Source organism: Ilumatobacter sp., assembly GCF_046290335.1.
In the GTDB taxonomy this organism is placed as follows: Bacteria; Actinomycetota; Acidimicrobiia; order Acidimicrobiales; family Ilumatobacteraceae; genus Ilumatobacter_A.
Map to the genome: position 1 here is coordinate 109,535 of NZ_JBKAGH010000001.1, position 19,765 is coordinate 129,299.

Genomic DNA, 19,765 nt, shown 5'->3' on the forward strand with positions numbered 1-19,765 from the left:
ACGGCCTCCTTACCCTTCGTCGCCGTTCGGCGGCGTCGGCGGAACCGGGGGCGGCGTCGGGCTCGTGGGGGGCATCGGCGGGGGAGCAGCGAACAGCGCCTGCAGTTCGGGGACGGTCTGCGCCGGAGCCCAGCCGGGCATGCCGTCCGCCCACACGAGCGTCTGTCCCGTGACCTGGCCTCCCTGGATCCCCTGCTGCATCTGGGCCATGTTGTACGGGCCGCCGGGGTTGCCGCCATGATCGACGTGGAAGAGGCGCTGACCAGGCAACGGCGGTGGTCCGGCCGGAGCAGCTGGTGCTGCTGGTGCGGCCTGTTGGGGTTGCCCGCCCATGCCCATTCCGCCCATCTGGTTGGCCATCTGCCCCGCCATCGCGACGCCCATGCCCATTTGCATCATGTCGCCCATGACGGAGCCACCCTCGTTCTGGGCGGCGGCGAGCATCGCGTCAGCGGCCTGCGCCTGCTGGTATTTGTTGAGGTCGACGTTCTCGACGAAGCCGGAGGCCTCGACACCTTTGGCGACGCCCTTCGTCATGGCCTGGGTGATCTCGTCGGGCAACGAGATGTTCATCGTGATGTCGGGAATCGCCAGACCGAATTCGTCGTCGACGCGTTCTTGGACGAACTCGCGCAGTTTCCCCGACAATTCGACCTGGCGACCCTGGAGGTCGATCGCCCCGAGTCCGGTGGCGAGGACCATGTCGGAGAACGCCATCGAGATGACCCGGCGGAGCAGTTCGGTGACCTCTTCGGCTTCGACGGCGGAGTCGGTACCGATGACCTCACGAAGGAAGATGGCGGTGTCTTCGACCTTCACGACGCACAGCCCGTTGGCCCGCACCTGCACCATCTTGAAGTCCGGGTCCCGGACGGTGACGGGCTGGGGCGTTCCCCAACGGATGTCGGTGACCGGCCGAGTGTTGATGAAATAGACCTCGGAGCGGAACGGGCTGTCGAAGCCGTGCTTCCAACCTTGCAGCGTCGACAGCAACGGCAGGTTCTCCGACTTCAACTCGTAGTGGCCGGGATCGAACTGATCGGCCAGGGCGCCTCGGTACACGAAGACGGCCTTCTGGCCCTCACGAACGATCAGTTGCGCCCCGTTCTTGATCTCGTTCTGATACCTCGGAAACCGCCAGGCGAGTGTCGAGCGGGAGTCGTCGATCCACTCGATGATGTCGACGAGTTCGCCTTTGAGTTTGTCGAAGAGTCCCATGTGGGGCTGCCTTTCTCCCGTGAGGTTCGGGGGGTCCGATGCCGGAGAGACCCTAGATCACTCCTGCGCATCGATGTCAGCAATTGCGACGCATGAACGTGCCGATTCGCGGCGATCTGCGCGTGATCAGCGCTCGGCGATGGACACGGCCCAGCGGTAGTCGGCTTTGCCGCTCGGGCTGCGCACGATCTCGTCGACGCGAACGATCGCCTTGGGCAGCTTGTAACGCGCGATGTGGCGTTCGGCCTCGCTGAGCAGGTCGTCGTCGCTCACCTCGAAGCCCTCACGGATCCGCACGACCGCCACGACTTCTTTGCCCCAGCGTTCGCTGGGACGACCGGCCACGATGCAGTCGTACACGCCGGGGTGCGCCATCAGCGCAGACTCGACCTCTTCGGCGAAGATCTTCTCGCCACCGGAGTTGATCGTGACCGAGTCGCGTCCGTGGAGTTCGACGATGCCGTCGCCGGTCGGCCCGCCTGGCAGCAGACGTGCACGGTCGCCCGGGACGGCGTATCGGACCCCATCGATGGTCGGATAGGTCCGAGCGGTCTTTGGCTCGTCCCCGAGGTAGCCCAGCGCCAACCGCCCGGTCTTCGCCAGCCAGCCCAGACCGTCGTGGCCGGGCTCGAGGACGGCGTCGAGTTCCTCCGACAGCACGACGTTGCCCTCGCTGAGATCAAACGTGCCGGTGGACGCGCCGGCGGCCGTCGATACGTGCGACACCTGCCCGCCGGCCTCCGACGAACCGAGGCCGTCGATGACCATCAGCGTCGGATGATGCTGGAGGAATTCTCGCTTCAGCGGCGCCGACAGCGCAGCGCCGCCCGACAGCAGAATCGCCAACGAGGACAGGTCGTAGTCACCGCGGTCGAGTTCGTCGAGGAGTGGTCGGGCGAACGCATCACCGACGATCAGCAGGAACGTGATCTTCTCGCGCTCGATCAAGGACCAGATGTCGACCGGGTCGAGACGCTCCGGAACCGATTGAACGAAGACGGTGCCGCCGCCGAGCCACGTGCGAAAGCTCACCCAGTGGCCAGCGCCGTGCATGAACGGAGGAGCAAGCAGCGAGCGGAGTCCGGTGTTCGCCTCGGCCAAGAACTCCTCGATCGACGCGGCGGTCTTCGAGCCGCCGAAGCACTCGCGCATGGCGTCGCCGTTGCGCCACATGACACCTTTGGGCATCCCGGTGGTCCCGCCGGTGTACAGCATGTAGAGATCGTCAGGGCTCCACTCCACCTTCGGCCGTTCCGGCGACGCAGCGCTGAGTGCGTCCTCGTACCAGACAGCGCCAGGTAGGAGTGGGTTGCCGCTGTCGTCGGGGACTTGCAGGATCACACGGAGATCAGGGAGATCGGGAAGCACCTCCGCGAGCGTCGGAGCGAACGCCGAATGCACGACCACCGCACGCGCTGCTGCGTCGGTGAACAGGTAGCGCAGCTCCTCGGCGACGTAGCGATAGTTCACGTTGAACGACGCAACCCTGGCTTTGAGGGCTCCGAGCATCGTCTCGAGGTACTCGTTGCCGTTGTGGAGATAGATCGCGAGATGGTCCTGCCCCGACTCGTGCCCGGCGAGCTCGGAGCGTTCGGTGTGACAGCCGAGCCCTTCGCCGAGCAGGTGGTTGGCGAGACGCCGAGTTCGGTCGGTCACGTCCGCCCACGTCAGACGACGGTCCCGGAAGACGAGGCACTCTTCGTCGGGGCGCGAGGCGGCGATGGCCTCGTGGACCTCGGCGAGGGAGATGTCGGGCACGTCGAGGTCGGTCATGAGGAGGCCCGTTCGGTTTCGATCACTCGTAGTAGCGGAAGATGACTTCGGCCACGCAGGACGGCTTGGCGGCGCCTTCGACTTCGAAGACGAACTCCATCGTCACCTGGGCGCCGCCGGCCACGTCTTCGACGCTCTGCAACGTTGCACCGAGGCGAAGCTTGGAGCCGACGGGCACCGGCGACGGGAACCGGACCTTGCCAGCGCCGTAGTTGACGCCCATCGAGATCCCGGTCACGGCGAAGATCTGTGGCGACAGCATCGGGCCGAGCGACAGCGTGAGGTAGCCATGGGCGATCGGTCCGCCGAACGGGCCGGCGGTGGCTCGCTCGACGTCGATGTGGATCCACTGATGGTCACCCGTCGCGTCGGCAAACGTGTTGACCTGCTCCTGGGTGATCTCGGTGTACGGCGAGTACCCGAGGTGCTCTCCGACGAGTGCTTTGAGCCCGGCGATTCCTTCGATCATGCGCGTCATGCACGAGATGTTGACAGACTGCAACCGTGACCGACGAAACGCAGCGCTCCGACGAGGAAACGGATCATCGATCCGGGTTCGTCACCTTCGTCGGAAGACCCAACGTCGGCAAGTCGTCGCTGGTGAACTCGATCTGCGGCCAGAAGATCAGCATCGTCAGCGACAAGCCCCAGACCACTCGTCACCGCATCATGGGCGTCTTGACCCGTCCGGGAAGCCAGTTGGTCTTCGTCGACACGCCAGGTCTGCACAAACCGGTCACGGCGCTCGGCGAACGCGTCAACGCCACCGCGCTCGGCAGCGTGGAGGACGTCGACGTCACCGCGCTCGTGCTCGACGCGACGATGCCCTTCGGCAAGGGCGATCGGTGGGTCGCAGAGAAGCTCGACATGGCCAACTCGATCGTCGTGGTGAACAAGACCGACGTGGCGAAACCGCAGCAGGTCCTCGCGATGCTGACCGCTGCGTCGGCACTCGGTGCGCTCGAGTACTTCCCGGTGTCGGCCAAGACCGGCGAGGGCGTCGGACCGCTCGTCGATTATCTGGCCGATCGACTTCCGAACGGTCCGAAGTTCTTTCCCGACGACGAGGTGAGCGATCTTCCCGAGGAGCGCTGGGTCGCGGAACTGGTCCGCGAGCAGCTCCTGGCGGTGACCCGCGACGAGTTGCCGTACTCGATCGCCACGCAGGTCGTCGAGTGGGAGTGGCCACGCATCCGCGTCGACATCATCGTGGAGCGTGACAGCCAGAAGGGCATGGTGATCGGCAAGGGCGGATCCGTGCTCAAGCAAGTCGGTGAACGCGCCCGTCGCCAGATGCCCGACGGGGTGTATCTCGAACTGCGGGTCAAGGTCGACAAGGACTGGCAGCGTCGAGCGGATCGCGTCGAACGCCTCGGCTACTGAGCTGCCGGCACGCTGATCATTCCGGCACCGTTGTCTCGCTGGTCTCGCTGGTCTCCGGGTCGGTCTCGCTGGTCTCCGGGTCGGGCGTCGTGTCGAGCGCGGTGGTCGCCGTGGTCGTCGGAATGGGCTCAGGGATCACGGCGTCGGCGATCAGTGGGAAGTAGTCGTCGAAGCTCACGAGCCGTTTGAAGAAGTTGCCAGGAGTCGGCACCAGATTCTCCTCACCGTCGAAGGTGAACAACACCTGGCCGGCTCGCGTTCGGTTGTCGGTGAGCGTGAGGACGATCTGTGCGATGGCGTCGAGCTGATCGCGCTCGCGTATCCGGTCGTAGGCGCTCGCATCGAGATCGACCGTGGCGACACCGTCCTGCACGACGACCTGGCCGATCAGGCCGGGCACGATGGCCGACTCCAACAACGGTGAGGCGGCCTCGTCGGGGCCGGTTTCGAGCAGGTCGACGAGTTCGTTGCGGGTGAAGCCGGCTCGGATCGGCTTGGCGACAGGGATGAGGTCACCACGCGACAGGAAGTACACGTTGACCTGTTCGGGAAGCGGCGCCGGAACCGTCGAGGTCTCGGCAGGCGCGTCGTTGGGCAACGTCGTCGCAGGGGGGAGTGTCGTGGTGGTCGTCGTGGTCGAGGTGGTGGTCGTCGATGGGTCGGCGAGATTGAACGGGATCTCGGCATCGGGGATGCCTTCGAGCGTGGCGTCGCCGGCCGGGACGCCGCAGGCTGCGATCGTGCTGATCGACAGCGCTGCGAGGACACTGATGAGGACGATTCTCTGACTCATGCATCGTCTCCTTGTGTGGGCTGATGAACCGGGAGCTCGACGACGAAGCGAGCGCCACCCATCGCCCGGTCTTCGACCCAGGTCGCTCCGCCGAGCGCGTCGGCATGTTGCGCGACGAGTGCGAGGCCGAGGCCGGTGCCGATGCGATGGCGCGCGGCGCTCCCGCGGGCGAATCGTTCGAAGATGCGGTCGCGTTCGCTGCGCGCCACTCCCGGCCCGCCGTCTTCGACGGCGATCTGCACGAGACCCGGCCGAGGTGTCGTGAGTTCGATGCGGACCACGCCGCCGCCATGGTGTTCGGCGTTCTCGATCAAGTTGCCGAGGATTCGCTCGAACCGAATTCGGTCGACGTCGATCTGCTGGGGAGTGTCGGGAGCGATCTCGATCGCCACATGGGAGGCGCCGAAGCGGGCTGCCACGCGCCGGGTGAGATCGGAGAGTTCCGAGGTCTCGATGTTCAGATCGGTGGCGCCGGCGTCGAGGCGTGACAGCTCCAAGAGGTCGATGACCATGCTGTCGAATCGCCGAACCTGACTGACGACGATGTCGAGTGCCTGCTGGGTGCGTTCGGGGATGTCTTCTCGGCGAGCCGCCAGGACTTCCACGGCGGCGGTGAGTGCGGTGATCGGTGAACGAAGCTCGTGACTGACATCGGAGGCGAAGCGCGCCTCGCGTTCGATACGAGCCTGTACGGCGTCGGCCATACCGTTGAACGAGCCGGCGAGACGGTCGAGATCCGGGTCGGATTCGCTCTCGAGGCGAGTGTCGAGACCGCCCGATGCGATCTCTTCGGCGGCGTCGGCGACGCGGCTGAGGGGGCGAAGGAGTCGTCGGCTCGTCGAGAATCCGAACAGGGTCGCGAGGATGAGGGTTCCGACGCCACCGAGTCCGAGCGCGGTGATGAGCGCGGTGAGGGTGGTGTCGGTCGTCGCAGCGGGAAACGCCTCGAAATAGCCGGTGTCGTGTCGATTGATGTACACGCCGACGGCGACGTAGGGCTCGCCGTCGATCTCGGCGAACTGGCGCGCCGAGCCGCCAGCGAGCACGGTCGAGACCAACGAGTTCGGAAAGGCGTCGATGCCGAAGTTCGGATCGGTTCGGGTCTCGAGCGCGTCGACGGCTGACGAACCGAGCACGGCGAAGCCGCCGGGCTCGGTCTGTAGCTCGTCACGGAAGAAGACGCCGATCTGCGCGTCGCCACCGTCGAGCGCGGTCGTGGCATCTTCGTCGAGTTGCGCAGCGACGTCGTTGGCGTGCGTGAAGGCCTGGGTCTCGGCGGAGTTCGTTCGGTCGTCGAGCAAGTTGTTACGAGCGAAGCCGTAGGTCACGCCGATCAACAGCGTGCCCGCGAAGAGTGCGATGAGCGCGAAGAACAGCGTGACCCGAGTGCGGAGTCGAAGGGAGCGCTCACGTGTCACGAGCAGAGTGTGGCAGGGTGATCGGGCGAAGGGGGAACACTCGACGAGCGGAGCTCGGAGTTCCTGACGTCGTTCCTCGCTGCCGGTGAGGCACCAGGGGGAGGGAGGCACCTCACCGGGGCAGCGTGAACAGTTCCAATACTGGGGGTGCTCTGTGACAGCCGCACACCGACACTGTGCGATTTTCGTAACAAAGTGCTGGCACCGGAGGATCCGCTCGTCGCTGGCTGAGCTGGTGCGATGTCAACGTCGGAGCGCGAACTCTCGACCAGAGGTCCAGCCCAGCGTGACGACGAGGAGATCGCCGCCGCGATCGGGTCCGTCCAGCGGGTCCGTCTATCAGGTCCCTCCATCGGGTCCATCTTCGGTGTCGCCAGGGCTCGTTCGCTACGGTGCGAGGCATGGAGTCGCTGTTGTTCATCGAAGACGACGACGGCATTCGTCTGGCCCTGACGCTCGCTCTCGAGGACGAGGGCTACTCGGTCCGTGAAGCGGCGAACGGTAGCGATGGGCTGACAGCCTTCGCGCAGGGTGGCATCGACCTGGTACTGCTCGACTTGCGGCTGCCAGACATGTCGGGCTTCGAAGTGTGTCGCTCGCTGCGTTCGACGAGCATCGTGCCGATCATCATCATCACCGCGCAGACCGACACCGTCGACATGGTGGCCGGGCTCGAAGCCGGCGCCGACGACTACGTCACCAAGCCGGTGGTACCCAAAGAACTTGCTGCTCGCATTCGGTCGTTGCTGCGGCGCGTGCACCTGCAAGATGCGCCCAAACCGGCGAGCGCGTCGCGTTTCGGCGACGTCGAGCTTCGACGCGAGCAGGGCATCGTGCTCAAAGACGGCGCCGAGGTCAACCTCACCAAGACCGAGTTTCGGTTGCTCTGCGAATTCGCCGACCACGCGGGCGCGGTGCTGTCGCGCGACCAGCTGCTCGAGCGAGTTTGGGGATACGAGTACCTGGGCGATTCGCGGCTGGTCGACGCACACGTTCGACGCCTGCGGCTCAAGATCGAGGACCACCCGGACGATCCGAAGCTGATCGTGACGGCCCGCGGCATCGGCTACCGCCTGATCGTGTGATCTGACGGCGCCGATGCCGAGTGTGTGATCGCCGGCGAGTCAGCGCGCGTAGAGCGCCTCGATCTCGTCGGCGAACTTCGCGTAGATGCCGCGCCGCTTCAGCTTCGAGGTCGGCGTGAGCAGCTCGGAGTCGGGAAGCCACTCGTCTCCGAGGACCGTCACCTTCTTGACCGCTTCCGCGTTGTTGAACTCCGACATCGCCTCGACGACGCCTGCGTTGATCTCTGCGACCACGTCGGGATTGGTCGCCAGGGCCGCGACCGATGCGTCGTCCCCGGTGAGTCCGTGAGCCGCGGCCCATGATGCTGCAGCGTCCGGGTCGAGCACGACCAACGCCGAGATGAACGGCTTCTGATCACCGATGGCGCAGCACTGGCCGACGAGCGGAATCATCTTCAGGGCCGCTTCGAGGTTGGCGGGGCTGACGTTCTTGCCGCCCGCGGTGATGATGAGTTCCTTCTTGCGGTCGACGATGCGCAGGTACCCGTCGTCGTCGAGTTCGCCGATGTCGCCGGTGTGCACCCAGCCGTCGTCGTCGATCGTTTCGGCGGTCTTGTCGGGCAGGCCGAGGTAGCCGCTGAACATGTTGCCGCCACGGGCGAGTACCTCGCCGTCCTCGGCGATCTTCATCTCCACGCCGGTCGCGGCGGTGCCCACACATCCGGGCTTCGGCTTGGCAGCCCAACTCAACACGGCCGTGGTCTCCGACATGCCGTAGCCCTCGGTCAACGGAACGCCGATGGTGCGGAACCACTCGAGGATCTCGGGCGGGATCGGGGCCGCACCGGTGATGCAGATCTCGGTCTGGTCGAGTCCGAGGAGCCCCTTGACCGGCTTGAACGCGACCTCGTCGAGGAAGTTCCACGTGGCGATCTCGTCGTCGGTCGCGGTGCCCCAGGTCATCTTCTCGGCGATCGGCGCGGCCGCGGCGATCGCTTCCCCGAAGGCTTTGGCCTTCTCGGGGTCGGCGCTGACGGCGGCGTTCACGGCGTTGTACATCTTCTCCCAGACGCGTGGCACGCCGATGAACATGTTGGGCCGCACTTCGCCCGTGTACATGGTGAGCTGCGACGTGTCGGGACAGCACGCGACCTCGGTACCGAAATCGAGGTTGTAGTAGTGGCCGAGCAACCGCTCCATCACGTGGGCCATCGGCAGGTACGAGACGTGGCGCTTGCCGGCGAAGGAGTCGATGTCGGTCTGAGTGCGCATGGACTCACCGACCGACTCGAGCGTCCACACCACGTTGCCGTGCGTGAGCATGACGCCCTTGGGTGGGCCGGTCGTGCCGGAGGTGTAGATGATGGTGGCGAGGTCGTCGAGCGACGCGTTGTCGGCCTCGGCCTCGAGATCGAGCGGTTCGAACGCCGCGAGATCGGCGAAGCGGACGACGTCGTCGCCGACGCTGTCATCGGGATCGATGATCACGACGTGCTCGACCGAGGGGATCGCCGAACGAACGGTCTCGAAGCGATCGAGGAATGTCGGGTTCTCGAAGACCGCGACCTTGGCGCCACAATCGTTGGTCAGGTACTCGATCTGTTCCGGAGCGGAGGAGTTGTAGATCGAGACCGGCGTGGCCCCGAGGAACAGCACGGCCAGATCGAGGGGGTGGAACTCCGGGCGGTTCGCGATCATCATCACGACGCGATCGCCAGGGCCCACACCGAGGTCACGGAGTCCAGCGGCGAGACGAGCGGCGGTGTCGGCGAGGTCGTCGAACGTGGACGTCTGCCACCCTCCAGCGGAATCACGCCAGCGCAGCGCAGTGAGCGATCCGTTGGCCGCGACATTGCGCAGGAACCGTTTGGGGATGTTGTCGCCGACGATGCGGTCGTGGATGTCCTGACTGGTGGTCTCGGTAGCGGTCATGGTGACAATTGTCGCATGTCCCGCGTGATTTCGGACACGCTCCGCCCCGAAAGCCCGCTCAGGCGTTCGGATTCCAGGCCGGCAAACGCTTCTCCCGGAACGCAGCCATCCCCTCGGCAGCGTCGGGGCTGTTGAACATCTCGGTGGACAACTTCGTCATGCGACGAAACGCTTCGTCGCGTTCCAGCGTCGGCACCAACTGCAAGATCCGTTTGGTCTCGGCGACCGCTCGAGGAGCACCAGCACGGATCCCCTCGAGCAGGCGGGCAACCGTCTGCGAGACGTCGTCGGTGACGTGGGTGACGAGGCCGATGTCGAGCGCAGTCTTCGCATCGAAGGATTCACCGGTGTACAGCGCAGCAGCGAGTCGTGACGCGGGCACCCGACGCAGGATCGGGACCGAGATCATGGCGATCGCCACACCGATCCGGACCTCGGTCAACGCGAAGTCGACGCGTTCGTTGACCACGATGAGATCGCAGGATGCCATCAGGCCGATCCCCCCAGCGCGAACCGCGCCGTCGACGGCGGCGATGGTCGGGCGAGGCGTGTCCATCAGGCGCGCCATGATGTTCGGGAACGGAACCGAGTCGGATTCGTCGCTGCCTTGCGCTCGTTCTTTCAGATCCGCCCCGGCACAGAAGGCTGGTCCCTCGTGGCGCAGCACGATCGCTCGAGCGTCGGCGGCTTCGGCCTCGTCGATGCAGTGCGACAACTCGCGAACGAGTTGGCGCGACAAGGCGTTTCGGTTGTGGGGTGAGTCCAGGGTGATCGTGGCGATGCCGTCGTCGATCGAGATCGACACGAGTGGTGTCTCGGAACCGGTGGTCGATGATCCAGTGTTCATGCCCGCGACCGTATCGACCGGGGTGGGTTCGTACGGGATCGCGGTGAGAGCGGCATCGATGCCGTCGGGTGTTCTGACGAGGTCGCGACTTGGCATCTACACTCGGCCAACGTGACTGACATCAGCAACGAGTTTCCGGCCGGCGTTCTCACCGGCGACGACCTCAATCGAGTGTTCGCACTCGCGAAGGCCAATCGGTTCGCCCTGCCGGCTGCCAATTGCATCGGCACGAACTCGATGAACGCGGTGATGGAGACCGCTGGCAAGGTGAACAGTCCGGTGATCATCCAGTTCTCGACCAGCGGCTCGGCGTTCGTAGCTGGCAAGAACGTGCCGGTGGACGGCGATCGGGCGTCGATTCTCGGCTCGGTCGCGGGCGCCAAGCACGTGCAGACGATGGCGGAGGCGTACGGCGCCCGTGTCATCCTCCACACCGACCATTGCCCGAAGAAGAAGCTCGGATGGATCTCCGGACTCCTCGACGAAGGCGAGCAGCACTTCGAAGCGACCGGTCAGCCGCTGTTCAGCTCGCACATGCTCGATCTGTCGGAGGAGCCGATGGAGGAGAACCTCGACATCTGCGTCGACTTCCTGAAGCGCATGGCGCCGATGGGGATGACCCTCGAGATCGAGCTCGGCATCACTGGTGGCGAAGAGGACGGCGTCGACAACTCCGACGCCGACCCGGCCGATCTCTACTCCAAGCCAGAGGAGGTCGCCTACGCCTATGAGCGGCTGATGGAGGTCAGCCCGAACTTCACGATCGCGGCCGCCTTCGGCAACGTGCACGGGGTGTACAAGCCGGGCAACGTGAAGCTCACTCCGACGATCCTGCGCGACGCACAGGCGCACATCGCGGAGAAGTTCGGGACCGACTCCGATCTCCCCGTGAACTTCGTGTTTCACGGCGGCTCGGGCTCGACGCCGGACGAGATCGCCGAAGCGATCAGCTACGGCGTGATCAAGATGAACATCGACACCGATCTCCAGTGGGCGTTCTGGGACGGTGTTCGCGGCTACGAAGCCGGCAAGCACGACTATCTCCAGGGCCAGCTCGGCAACCCCGAGGGTCCCGACTCGCCGAACAAGAAGCACTACGACCCTCGGGTGTGGCTCCGCGCCGGCGAGGTCAGCTTCGTCGAGCGCCTGGAGCAGGCCTTCGCCGAACTGAACAACATCGGCACACTCGCCTGAGCACCCGTAACGGTTTGTGTCTGGAGCGTCAGCGGATAGGGCGGTAGTTGGTGTTGCGGTGGTCGATGAGTCGTGCGGTGATGAGGAACACGGTTGCGAGGCAGAGGGCGGCGTGGCGGTGTGTTGCTCGGCGGTCGGTGTTGCGTTGGATTTGGCCGTAGTTGGTGAACCAGGAGTGGGTGCGTTCAGCGACCCAGCGGCGCCCGAATCCGACGAGTTGGATGCGGCCCTGACCTGGCTGGTTTCGTGGGATCACGTTCACGTCGCCGATCGTGTAGTCGGCGAGTCTGTCGGGGAGTGATTTGTAGCCGAATCCTCGGTCGAGGTGCAGGGTGCCGATCCGTGCGGTGACGGGATGTGCGGTGATCGCGTTGAGGGTGGGTTGCAACAGTCGGTAGTCCTGGCGGTTTGCGCCGTCGATGACCCAGCCGATCGGGATGCCGTCGGCGTCGACGCCGGCGCACCACTTCCAGCCCAGACGACCGTGGGTTTTCGGGCCTGCAGCGGTTCCTTCACCCCCGCACGGGGCAAAGTGTTCGCTGCCGTCGATGGTGACATGGGTCGGGTCCAGACCGATGATTCGGTCGTACGCGGCCAGTGCTTGCTCGAGCAGTTGATCGAACACCCCGGCGTCGATCCACTCGTCGCGACGGGACCGCAGGGTGGTGTCGGACACGGTGTAGCCCATCAAGAACTCGACGGTCTCCCACGATGCGCCCGTCACGAGACGAATCAACAGACCCCGCAAACAGACCAGGTCGTCGATACGGGGCCGATGACAACCCAACGGATGTTCGGGCCGGTCCGGGAGCAAGCCTCGGATCGTTTCGAACACCGCATCGTGGACTTCAGAATCGAGCGCGCGCATCATATGGGTGACCTCCCCGGTCGGTTAGTTGGGTCGCACTCGGTATGAAAACCGAGCCAACCCACCGACCGGTGGATGGTCACCTATCCGCGCGACCTCCTGACACAAACCGTTACGCCTGGGGTCAGGCGAGCAGTTGGTCGAGGTAGCGGTGGAAGGTCTGGCCGCCGCCTTCGTTGCGACCGAACAGGAACTGCGACTTGGCGCCGGTCTCGATGTTCTGACCGATTCGGATCCCGGTGAAGTAGTCCTCGTCGCGCACGACGTGGTCGTAGAACGCTGCGGTCTTCTTCGCGAGTTCGCGGAGTTCGTCGTCAGGTTCGGTGTCGGTGAGGAAGTTCTGGATCGTGATCGACGTGTCGGGCGTCGGGCCGGGAAACAGTTGTGACACCATCAGCCCGCGGTTGCCGACCGGGAATCCGGCGATCGACACGTGCGGGAAGATCGTCCAGACACCGCCGTCGATGAGCTCGAGATCGATCTCGTCGTCGGGGACGTCCTTGAACTTCAGCAGGCTTTCACTGAACGCTGTCATCCGTTGATGCGGACCCCACGCGTCGTAGATCGGTCGGCTCGAGAAGTCGGGCCCGAAGGTGTCTCGGTGCAGAAACGGGATGTGGTAGAAGTCGAGGTAGCCGTCGTATGCGAGCTTCCAGTTCGGACCCGGGATCTGTTGGTTGCCGAGCGAGTACCAGCGGTCGCCGAAGTCGAAGTGATCGAGCATCTCGGCGTAGCCGCCGAGGTGGGCATCGATATCCATCTCGGCGCCTGGCGTGAGGACGACCCACAGCAGCCCGCAGCGCTCGGCGGTCGGCAGTGGTGTCAGCCCGAGACAGCTCGTGTCGACCTCGCCGAAGTCCTGTCGGTTGGTCACCCCGACCAGCGTTCCCTCGTTGTCGTAGTTCCAGTTGTGGTACGGACAGGCGAAACGGCGAGTGGAGCCGGTGCCCTCGTCGACCAACTGGGCGCCTCGATGTGAGCACATGTTGACGAACGAACGGACCTGCCCGTCGACGCCGCGGGTGATGATGACCTTGACGCCGACGACGTCCATCGCCTTGTAGTCGCCAGGATTCGGGATCTCGATCGAGAAGCCGAGCATCAACGGTGTGCGTTTGAACACGATGTCGACTTCGCGCGCCCAGCGCTCCTGATCCTGATAGCGGGAGACGGGGATCGTCATCGTGTCGTCGACGAGCGGAATCGTGCCCTGTTCGACGTGTTCGATCGTCCGTCGTGCTTGAGCGATCAACTGCGTGCGTGCCGAGTCCGAGGTCATGTCGGCGACGTTATTCGCCGGGGGTCTCCGCAATCGTGCGCAAGAACGTCTCGACCTCGTCGCGGTGGCGGGTCCGCTTCATCGGGGGGAGTGCCTTCACGATGTCCCAGCGATACTTCGCCGTGCCGAGACGAGGGTCGAGCACCGCGACCACGCCGCGATCGGTGGTCGATCGAATGAGCCGCCCGGCGGCTTGGGCCAACATCATCGACGCTCGCGGGATGTCGATCTCGCTGAACGCGTTGCGACCGAGCAGGTCGCGGCGAGCGGAGAGCAACGGGTCGTCCGGGCGTGGGAAGGGGATCCGGTCGATGACGACGAGCGACAGCGTGGAGCCGGGAACGTCGACGCCTTGGAACAACCCGGCGGTCGCGAACAGGCAGGTGGCGTCGTCGTCAGCGAAGGCCTTGACGAGGGCCGGCTTCGGCAGGTCGCGTTGGGTCAGGATCGGGAGATCGAGCCGTTCGCGCATCGCCTCTGCGGCTTCGTCCATCGCCCGGTAGCTGGTGAACAGCGCGAGGGTCCGCCCACCTGCGGCTCGGATCATCGCTTCGAGTTCGTCGTTGGCCTTGGCCCGGAAGTCGGGTGCGTTCGGGTTCGGGAGGTGGATCGCGCAGTACAGCAGTGAGTTGTTGGCGTAGTCGAACGGGCTACCGACGTCGGCGATCTCGAGGCCGTCGAGTTCGATGCCGAGGCGGGAGGGGAGCGACGTCGGAATGGTCGCACTGGTCAGGATCGCCGTTCGCCGAGTCCAGACGCCTTCGTGCATGGTGGGGCCGACGTCGAGCGGAGCGATCTCCAGCCGAGGAGCATCGCGTGATCCCGAGACGAAAGCGACGTAGCCCTCTCGGCCTTCGATCGCGACGTCGAGTTGCTGGATCGAGCGCCCGGTCATCGTCTGTGCTCGCAGCTTGCGTTGCTTGGCGTCCTCGTTGGACGTGTCGATCGCGGCGATTGCGTCGTTGGCGGCGCCGAGTTTGAGGCGGGCGTCGACGAGCGGTTCCTGGATCGAATCCGGCAGCGGGGTGCTCAGTCGCTCGCCGATGTGATCACTCAAGACGTCGCGCAGACCCTCGCCGAGTTCGGCGACCGATCCGACCAATTGCGGGTCGTCGATGATCCGACGAATCGTCGCAGACAAGGCCACGAAACGACCCGGTGAGATCTGGACACCGACGGTGTCGCTCATGATGTCTTCGAGGACGTGCGCCTCGTCGAAGACCACGACGTCGTGGTCGGGCAGGATCGCTCCGTCGGCTGCGACGTCGAGGCCGTAGAGATGCGTGTTGACGACGGTGACGTCGGCGACTTGGGCCCGGTGCCGTGCGTTCTCGGCGAAGCACGAGCCGCCCATCGGACATCGTTCGGCACCGGGACATTCGTCGCTGCCGACACTGACGGAGCGCCAGGCGTTGTCGGAGGGCGTCCAGTCGAGTTCGGATTGGTCGCCGGTGGTGGAGTCGGCCGCCCACTCGGCGATCTTCTTGATCTCGGCCTTCGTCACCACGGCCATCGAGTCGAGTTCGAGTTGTGACTGATCGGGATCGGCGACTTCCCGAAGGCGCTGCAGACACACGTAGTTGCTGCGCCCCTTCAGCACCGCCCAGTCGAAATCCACACCCAGGTGGTCAGCGAGGAACGGGAGGTCCTTCGTCGCGAGTTGATCCTGGAGCGCCTTCGTCGCGGTGGCGACGACGATGGAAGAGCCCGATGCGAGCGCCGGTACCAGGTACGCCAACGTCTTGCCCGTTCCCGTTCCCGCCTGCACGACCAAGTGGCGTTTGGATTCGATCGCGTCACGGACGAGCGCAGCCATCCGGTGCTGCCCGTCACGATCTTCGCTGTGGTCGAGTGCCGAGGTGACCGCGACCAACTCCGGGACGCGCGCACGAATCGGAGCGTTGGCGTCTTCGGTCACGAGTCGGTGACCAACCGGAGTGCGGCGTCGAGTTCGACAGCATCGAAATCAGGCCACGGAGCGTCGGTGAAGTAGATCGATGCGCCAGCCGCCTGCCAGAGCAGGAAGTTCGAGACTCGACGTTCTCCACTCGTGCGGACCAGCACGTCGACCGGTGGGAGATCGGGCAGGTAGAGGTGGCGGGAGATCGAGTCGACGGTGACGCCGTCGGGATCGAGTCGTGCCTGTTGGACGGCGGCCACGAGTTCGGAGCGGCCGCCGTAGTCGAACGCGACCGTCAGGGTCATGCCGGTGTTCGACGCTGTGTCGTTGATCGCCTTACGGATGGCGCGCTGGACGTAGCGGGGGGTCTTTGCTTCGCTCGAATCGAAGGGACGACCGATCCACTGGATCCGGACGCCGAGTTCGTTCAGTTCGGCGACTCGGCCGAACAGCTTCTCGTGCAGGCCGAGGATGTGGCGTACCTCGGGGCGAGGTCGGCGCCAATTCTCCGTGGAGAACCCGAAGACGGTGAGATAGTCGATCCCTCGTGCGACGGCGACGCGAACGAGCCGGGCAAGGTTCTCTTCGCCTTCGGTGTGGCCTTCGGTCCGAGGCAGCCCGCGGGCGCCAGCCCATCGGCCGTTGCCGTCCATGATGCACGCGACGTGGAGAAGGCCGTCGTGACGGGACATCGAGGGTTCGGCGGACACGAACCTGCACGCTACTCGTCGAGGTGCGCACCAGATCGGCCATCGTCACCGGAATGGCGGGCCCACGTGACGGCATGGAGGGTACCGCAGCGAACGTCATGGCATGATGTGTCGATGGTGTCGTCTTCGATCACCCGGCCGCTTCCGGAGGCTGTTCCGTCAGCCGATCCGACGCGCCAGTTCCTGCGCCACGTGATGGTGGTGGGTGGCACCCTCGGCGATTGGGACGATCTCGGTGTGAAGCGGTGGGACGAGCGGGTCACCGAGTTGGGTGCGGTGGCCGCGAACGCCGGAGCGACCTTCTTGACGCTGCGCGCGTTCGAGCCGGGCGTTCGACCGAGCGACAGCGAGCGCTGGGAGCGTCAGGTGAGCTCCTGCCACGTGATCATCGACCCCTGCGGTGACGGTCGGGAACGATTCGCGCAAGCCATGGCGGCGCTCCCCGACGACGAGCCGGTGAACGAAGCGACCGTGTCCGAGATGTTGTACGCACCCGCCGACTGCGAGCCGGACCTCATCGTGGTGCTCGGCGCGTCGACGCGTCTTCCGCCGTCGATCGTCTGGGAGCTCGCGTACGGCGAGCTGGTGTTTCGGCCGATGGCGTGGAGCGAGTTGTCGACCGAGCACCTCGTCGAGGCGATTGCCGACTTCGCCCAACGCGAGCGTCGTTTCGGTGGTGTCGACGATGCTCGCCACACCGACGAATCCGTCGGCTGACCGCATGGCATACCTCGGCGACACCGCTGCCAGGAGCGAACGAGTGGGTCGCCGATGAGCGGTTTGTACCGAGACGTGGGCGTGGTGCTGCGGACGTACAAGCTCGGCGAGTCGGACCGGATCGTGGTGATCCACACGCTCGAGCACGGCAAGGTGCGAGCGGTCGCGAAAGGGATCCGCAAGACCCGGTCGAAGTTCGGGGCTCGTCTGGAGCCGATGAGTCACGTGCGTCTGCTGTTGTACCAGGGTCGCCAACTCGACATCGTGAGCCAGGCCGAAGCGGTCGAGCCGTTGTCGCCGATGTTGTCGTCGCTCGACCGGGCGTCACAGGGACTCGCTGCTCTCGAAGCCGTCGATCAACTCTCGATCGAACGCGAACCGAATCCGACGCTGTACAAGATGTTGGTCGGTGTGCTGCGCACGATCGCGGAGAAGCCGTCACCGCTCAACGTGCCGGCCTTCTACTGGAAGCTGCTGGCACGCGAAGGGTTCTCCCCGCAGTTGCACCGCTGCATCCGCTGCGGCGAGGGAGAGCCTGGCACCGCGCTCGTTGCCTTCGACCTCAACGAAGGCGGTGTGCTGTGCCGATCGTGCCGATCCGGCCAGGCGATCAGCGCTGACGCATTGATCCTGTTGCGCGACATTCTCGGTGGGCGTCTCGTGGAGGCCTTGGCCCAGGAAGCGTCTCCGGCGACCCACGAGGTGGCCTCGCTCGCGACGAAAGCGCTGGAGTACCAGATCGAACGCCGGCTCAAGGCTGCGGCGATGTTCGAGTCGCACTGAATCGTCGCCGTTTCGCATCGCTGGCGCGCCTCACCGGAAGATGACGTTTTCGGGTCGACGCTCGGCTTCGGGAACCGTTGCGCCGCTGTGGGCGTCGAACGCCGATGAAGCACCGCAACGTGAGCAAGCAAGTGGCCGCTCTGGTGGCCTTGGGGGTCGCCATCACCGCCTGTGGGGGTGATGACGATTCGAGTGCGGAGAACGACCGCAGCTCGGAAGAGGAGACGACCGACGACGGCCTCTTCGGTGATGCCGGTGATGCCGGTGATGCCGGTGATGTCGGGGGAGGTGATGCCGAGGGGGACCTGGTCGGGCCCGCGCCGGTCGACGCGGAGGAACCGGCCAGTGAACCAGCCGAGGAACCGGCGCAGGAACCGGCCAGTGATCGACCGGACGATGCGGCCGACGATGCGGCCGACGATGCGGCATCGACCGAGTCGGGTGACGCACGTGACGGTGACGGCGGTCTCTTCGGGGAGGAAGAGACCGACGATGCCGAAGGCCGCTTCGACGACAATCGTTTCGCGGACTACGGGTACCGCGAGTTCATCGACACCGAGGTCGACCCGCTGTCGACCTTCGCACTCGACGTCGACACCGGTTCGTATTCGATCGCTCGACGGTGGCTCGACGAAGGTGCCTTGCCTCCGATCGAGTCGGTTCGGCCCGAGGAGTACATCAACGCGTTCGACTACTCCTATCGGGTACCGCGATCCGGGCTCGAGGTGTCGGTCGACGGTGGCCCGTCGCCGTTCGATCCCGACAACCTGCTGGTGCGGGTCGGCGTACAAGCCGAGGTCGTCGGCGACGACGAGCGAGGCGATGCAGCCCTGACCTTCGTGATCGACACGTCGGGATCGATGGACCGAGACGACCGGCTCGGACTCGTCAAGGATTCGTTGTCGATCCTGGTCGACGAACTCCGCGACGACGACACCGTCGCGATCGTCACGTACAGCGACACCTCGGGGATCGTGCTCGAGCCGACGCCTGCGTCGGAGCGGCGGACGATCCTCGGCGCCATCGACCGCCTGGGCCCAGGTGGCTCGACCGACCTCGAGGCCGGTCTCCGGGAGGGTTACGAACTCGCACGGGAGGCCTTCGACCCCGACGGCATCAACCGTGTGATCCTGGCATCCGACGGCGTGGCCAATGCCGGGGTCACCGATCCGGGACAGCTCGCGGCCATGATCCGCGACGACGCCGACAACGGGATCGACCTGGTGACGGTCGGGTTCGGGATGGGCAACTTCAACGACGAGACGATGGAACAGCTCGCGAACCAGGGCGACGGGTTCTACGCCTACGTCGACACCGACGACGAAGCGGAGCGGCTGTTCGAGAACGAGTTGACGTCGACGCTCGTCACCGTCGCGAAGGACGCCAAGATCCAGGTCGAGTTCGATCCGGACGTCGTACGGGCCTACCGCCTGATCGGGTTCGAGAACCGCGGTGTTCGCGACAGCGATTTTCGCAATGATGACGTCGATGCAGGCGAACTCGGTGCCGATCATCAGGTGACGGCGATGTACGAGATCGAACTGCAGCGGGGCATCGAGCTCGACGATCGCGAGCAACTCGGCGAGGTCTTCCTGCGCTGGGAGAGCCCGAAGTCGCGTGAGGTGGACGAGATCGACGAAGACATCGACCTGCGTGACATCGAACCCGCCTGGTCGAACACGCCGCTCGACTTCCAGCTCGCCACCGTGGTCGCGACCTTTGCCGAGAAGTTGCGTGACAACCCGTTCGCCGACGACGTCGACCTCGACTCGTTGGTCGAAGAAGCATGGCGATTGGCCGACGACTACTCGGAACAGGGCTCGGACAATCGCGATGGCGACGCCGACCAGGTCGAGGCACTCGCCGAGCTGATCGATCGCGCTGCTGCCTTGAGCTGAGCCGCAGCGAGTACCGGGACACGGAAA

General features: G+C 65.2%; 17 protein-coding genes. 6 read left to right on the plus strand and 11 right to left on the minus strand.

Annotation, left to right across the window (positions count from 1 at the left end):
* Positions 1-9 precede the first annotated feature (9 nt).
* The 3 genes from ACE37B_RS00460 to ACE37B_RS00470 form a co-directional block, all read right to left on the minus strand.
* On the minus strand, positions 10-1,218 hold the full coding sequence (locus tag ACE37B_RS00460; RefSeq protein WP_409921318.1) for an SPFH domain-containing protein: 1,209 nt from the start codon (positions 1,216-1,218) through the stop codon (positions 10-12).
* Between the two features lie 126 nt (positions 1,219-1,344).
* Positions 1,345-2,991 (minus strand): acyl-CoA synthetase, encoded by a 1,647-nt coding sequence (locus ACE37B_RS00465; protein ID WP_409921319.1) that lies wholly within the window; start codon positions 2,989-2,991, stop codon positions 1,345-1,347.
* A 22-nt stretch (positions 2,992-3,013) separates the two neighbouring features.
* Positions 3,014-3,469, minus strand: coding sequence for a MaoC family dehydratase (locus ACE37B_RS00470; protein ID WP_409921320.1), 456 nt, complete (start codon positions 3,467-3,469; stop codon positions 3,014-3,016).
* A gap of 26 nt (positions 3,470-3,495) precedes the next feature.
* Between ACE37B_RS00470 and era the strand changes: the two genes are divergently transcribed.
* A complete protein-coding gene (gene era / locus ACE37B_RS00475; RefSeq protein ID WP_409921321.1) occupies positions 3,496-4,374 on the plus strand; it encodes a GTPase Era in 879 nt (292 codons plus the stop codon).
* Positions 4,375-4,390: 16 nt separating this feature from the next.
* On the opposite strand, the gene ACE37B_RS00480 is transcribed toward era, so the two are convergent.
* Both ACE37B_RS00480 and ACE37B_RS00485 read right to left on the minus strand, forming a co-directional pair.
* Complete coding sequence (locus tag ACE37B_RS00480) at positions 4,391-5,167, minus strand: GerMN domain-containing protein (protein ID WP_409921322.1); 777 nt, start codon at positions 5,165-5,167, stop codon at positions 4,391-4,393.
* On the minus strand, positions 5,164-6,585 hold the full coding sequence (locus ACE37B_RS00485; protein ID WP_409921323.1) for an ATP-binding protein: 1,422 nt from the start codon (positions 6,583-6,585) through the stop codon (positions 5,164-5,166). Before ACE37B_RS00485 ends, ACE37B_RS00480 begins: the two co-directional genes overlap by 4 nt.
* Positions 6,586-6,986: 401 nt before the next feature.
* Here ACE37B_RS00485 and ACE37B_RS00490 point away from each other — a divergent pair, with 401 nt between their 5' ends.
* The gene (locus tag ACE37B_RS00490) at positions 6,987-7,670 is read left to right on the plus strand and encodes a response regulator (RefSeq protein WP_409921324.1); all 684 of its coding nucleotides are present in this window, start codon (positions 6,987-6,989) and stop codon (positions 7,668-7,670) included.
* Positions 7,671-7,709: 39 nt separating this feature from the next.
* Here the strand turns inward: ACE37B_RS00490 and ACE37B_RS00495 are convergent, their stop codons facing one another.
* Positions 7,710-9,542 (minus strand): AMP-dependent synthetase/ligase, encoded by a 1,833-nt coding sequence (locus ACE37B_RS00495; RefSeq protein ID WP_409921325.1) that lies wholly within the window; start codon positions 9,540-9,542, stop codon positions 7,710-7,712.
* A gap of 58 nt (positions 9,543-9,600) precedes the next feature.
* Positions 9,601-10,389 (minus strand): enoyl-CoA hydratase-related protein, encoded by a 789-nt coding sequence (locus ACE37B_RS00500; RefSeq protein ID WP_409921326.1) that lies wholly within the window; start codon positions 10,387-10,389, stop codon positions 9,601-9,603.
* Positions 10,390-10,500: 111 nt separating this feature from the next.
* Between ACE37B_RS00500 and fbaA the strand changes: the two genes are divergently transcribed.
* Positions 10,501-11,583: a class II fructose-bisphosphate aldolase gene (gene fbaA, locus ACE37B_RS00505; protein WP_409921327.1), complete on the plus strand. Its 1,083-nt coding sequence runs from the start codon at positions 10,501-10,503 to the stop codon at positions 11,581-11,583.
* A gap of 28 nt (positions 11,584-11,611) precedes the next feature.
* Here fbaA and ACE37B_RS00510 read toward each other — a convergent pair whose 3' ends face one another.
* From ACE37B_RS00510 to uppS, 4 genes are all read right to left on the minus strand, one after another.
* Complete coding sequence (locus ACE37B_RS00510; RefSeq protein WP_409921328.1) at positions 11,612-12,454, minus strand: IS5 family transposase; 843 nt, start codon at positions 12,452-12,454, stop codon at positions 11,612-11,614.
* 121 nt (positions 12,455-12,575) lie between these two features.
* Entirely contained in the window at positions 12,576-13,730 is a 1,155-nt protein-coding gene (locus ACE37B_RS00515) for an aromatic ring-hydroxylating oxygenase subunit alpha (RefSeq protein ID WP_409921329.1), read from the minus strand.
* A 10-nt stretch (positions 13,731-13,740) separates the two neighbouring features.
* Positions 13,741-15,648, minus strand: a complete 1,908-nt coding sequence (locus tag ACE37B_RS00520; RefSeq protein WP_409921330.1) for an ATP-dependent DNA helicase — start codon at positions 15,646-15,648, stop codon at positions 13,741-13,743.
* The gene (gene uppS / locus ACE37B_RS00525; RefSeq protein WP_409921331.1) at positions 15,645-16,340 is read right to left on the minus strand and encodes a polyprenyl diphosphate synthase; all 696 of its coding nucleotides are present in this window, start codon (positions 16,338-16,340) and stop codon (positions 15,645-15,647) included. The genes ACE37B_RS00520 and uppS overlap by 4 nt, the downstream gene beginning before the upstream one ends.
* Positions 16,341-16,454: 114 nt before the next feature.
* Between uppS and ACE37B_RS00530 the strand changes: the two genes are divergently transcribed.
* The 3 genes from ACE37B_RS00530 to ACE37B_RS00540 all read left to right on the plus strand — a co-directional run bounded on the left by ACE37B_RS00530 (position 16,455) and on the right by ACE37B_RS00540 (position 19,738).
* Positions 16,455-17,057 carry an undecaprenyl diphosphate synthase family protein gene (locus tag ACE37B_RS00530; protein WP_409921332.1) on the plus strand — a complete coding sequence of 201 codons (603 nt, stop codon included), beginning with the start codon at positions 16,455-16,457 and terminating at the stop codon, positions 17,055-17,057.
* A gap of 54 nt (positions 17,058-17,111) precedes the next feature.
* Positions 17,112-17,840, plus strand: a complete 729-nt coding sequence (gene recO, locus ACE37B_RS00535) for a DNA repair protein RecO (RefSeq protein WP_409921333.1) — start codon at positions 17,112-17,114, stop codon at positions 17,838-17,840.
* Between the two features lie 119 nt (positions 17,841-17,959).
* Positions 17,960-19,738: a von Willebrand factor type A domain-containing protein gene (locus tag ACE37B_RS00540; protein ID WP_409921334.1), complete on the plus strand. Its 1,779-nt coding sequence runs from the start codon at positions 17,960-17,962 to the stop codon at positions 19,736-19,738.
* Positions 19,739-19,765: the final 27 nt, after the last annotated feature.

Excerpts from the sequence above, each read along its gene's own strand:
- ACE37B_RS00460 (WP_409921318.1), bottom strand. The coding sequence starts at position 1,218 with ATGGGACTCTTCGACAAACTCAAAGGCGAACTCGTCGACATCATCGAG.
- ACE37B_RS00465 (WP_409921319.1), bottom strand. The coding sequence starts at position 2,991 with ATGACCGACCTCGACGTGCCCGACATCTCCCTCGCCGAGGTCCACGAG.
- ACE37B_RS00470 (WP_409921320.1), bottom strand. The coding sequence starts at position 3,469 with ATGACGCGCATGATCGAAGGAATCGCCGGGCTCAAAGCACTCGTCGGA.
- ACE37B_RS00480 (WP_409921322.1), bottom strand. The coding sequence starts at position 5,167 with ATGAGTCAGAGAATCGTCCTCATCAGTGTCCTCGCAGCGCTGTCGATC.
- ACE37B_RS00490 (WP_409921324.1), top strand. The coding sequence starts at position 6,987 with ATGGAGTCGCTGTTGTTCATCGAAGACGACGACGGCATTCGTCTGGCC.
- ACE37B_RS00495 (WP_409921325.1), bottom strand. The coding sequence starts at position 9,542 with ATGACCGCTACCGAGACCACCAGTCAGGACATCCACGACCGCATCGTC.
- ACE37B_RS00500 (WP_409921326.1), bottom strand. The coding sequence starts at position 10,389 with ATGAACACTGGATCATCGACCACCGGTTCCGAGACACCACTCGTGTCG.
- ACE37B_RS00510 (WP_409921328.1), bottom strand. The coding sequence starts at position 12,454 with ATGATGCGCGCGCTCGATTCTGAAGTCCACGATGCGGTGTTCGAAACG.
- ACE37B_RS00515 (WP_409921329.1), bottom strand. The coding sequence starts at position 13,730 with ATGACCTCGGACTCGGCACGCACGCAGTTGATCGCTCAAGCACGACGG.
- ACE37B_RS00530 (WP_409921332.1), top strand. The coding sequence starts at position 16,455 with ATGGTGTCGTCTTCGATCACCCGGCCGCTTCCGGAGGCTGTTCCGTCA.
- recO (WP_409921333.1), top strand. The coding sequence starts at position 17,112 with ATGAGCGGTTTGTACCGAGACGTGGGCGTGGTGCTGCGGACGTACAAG.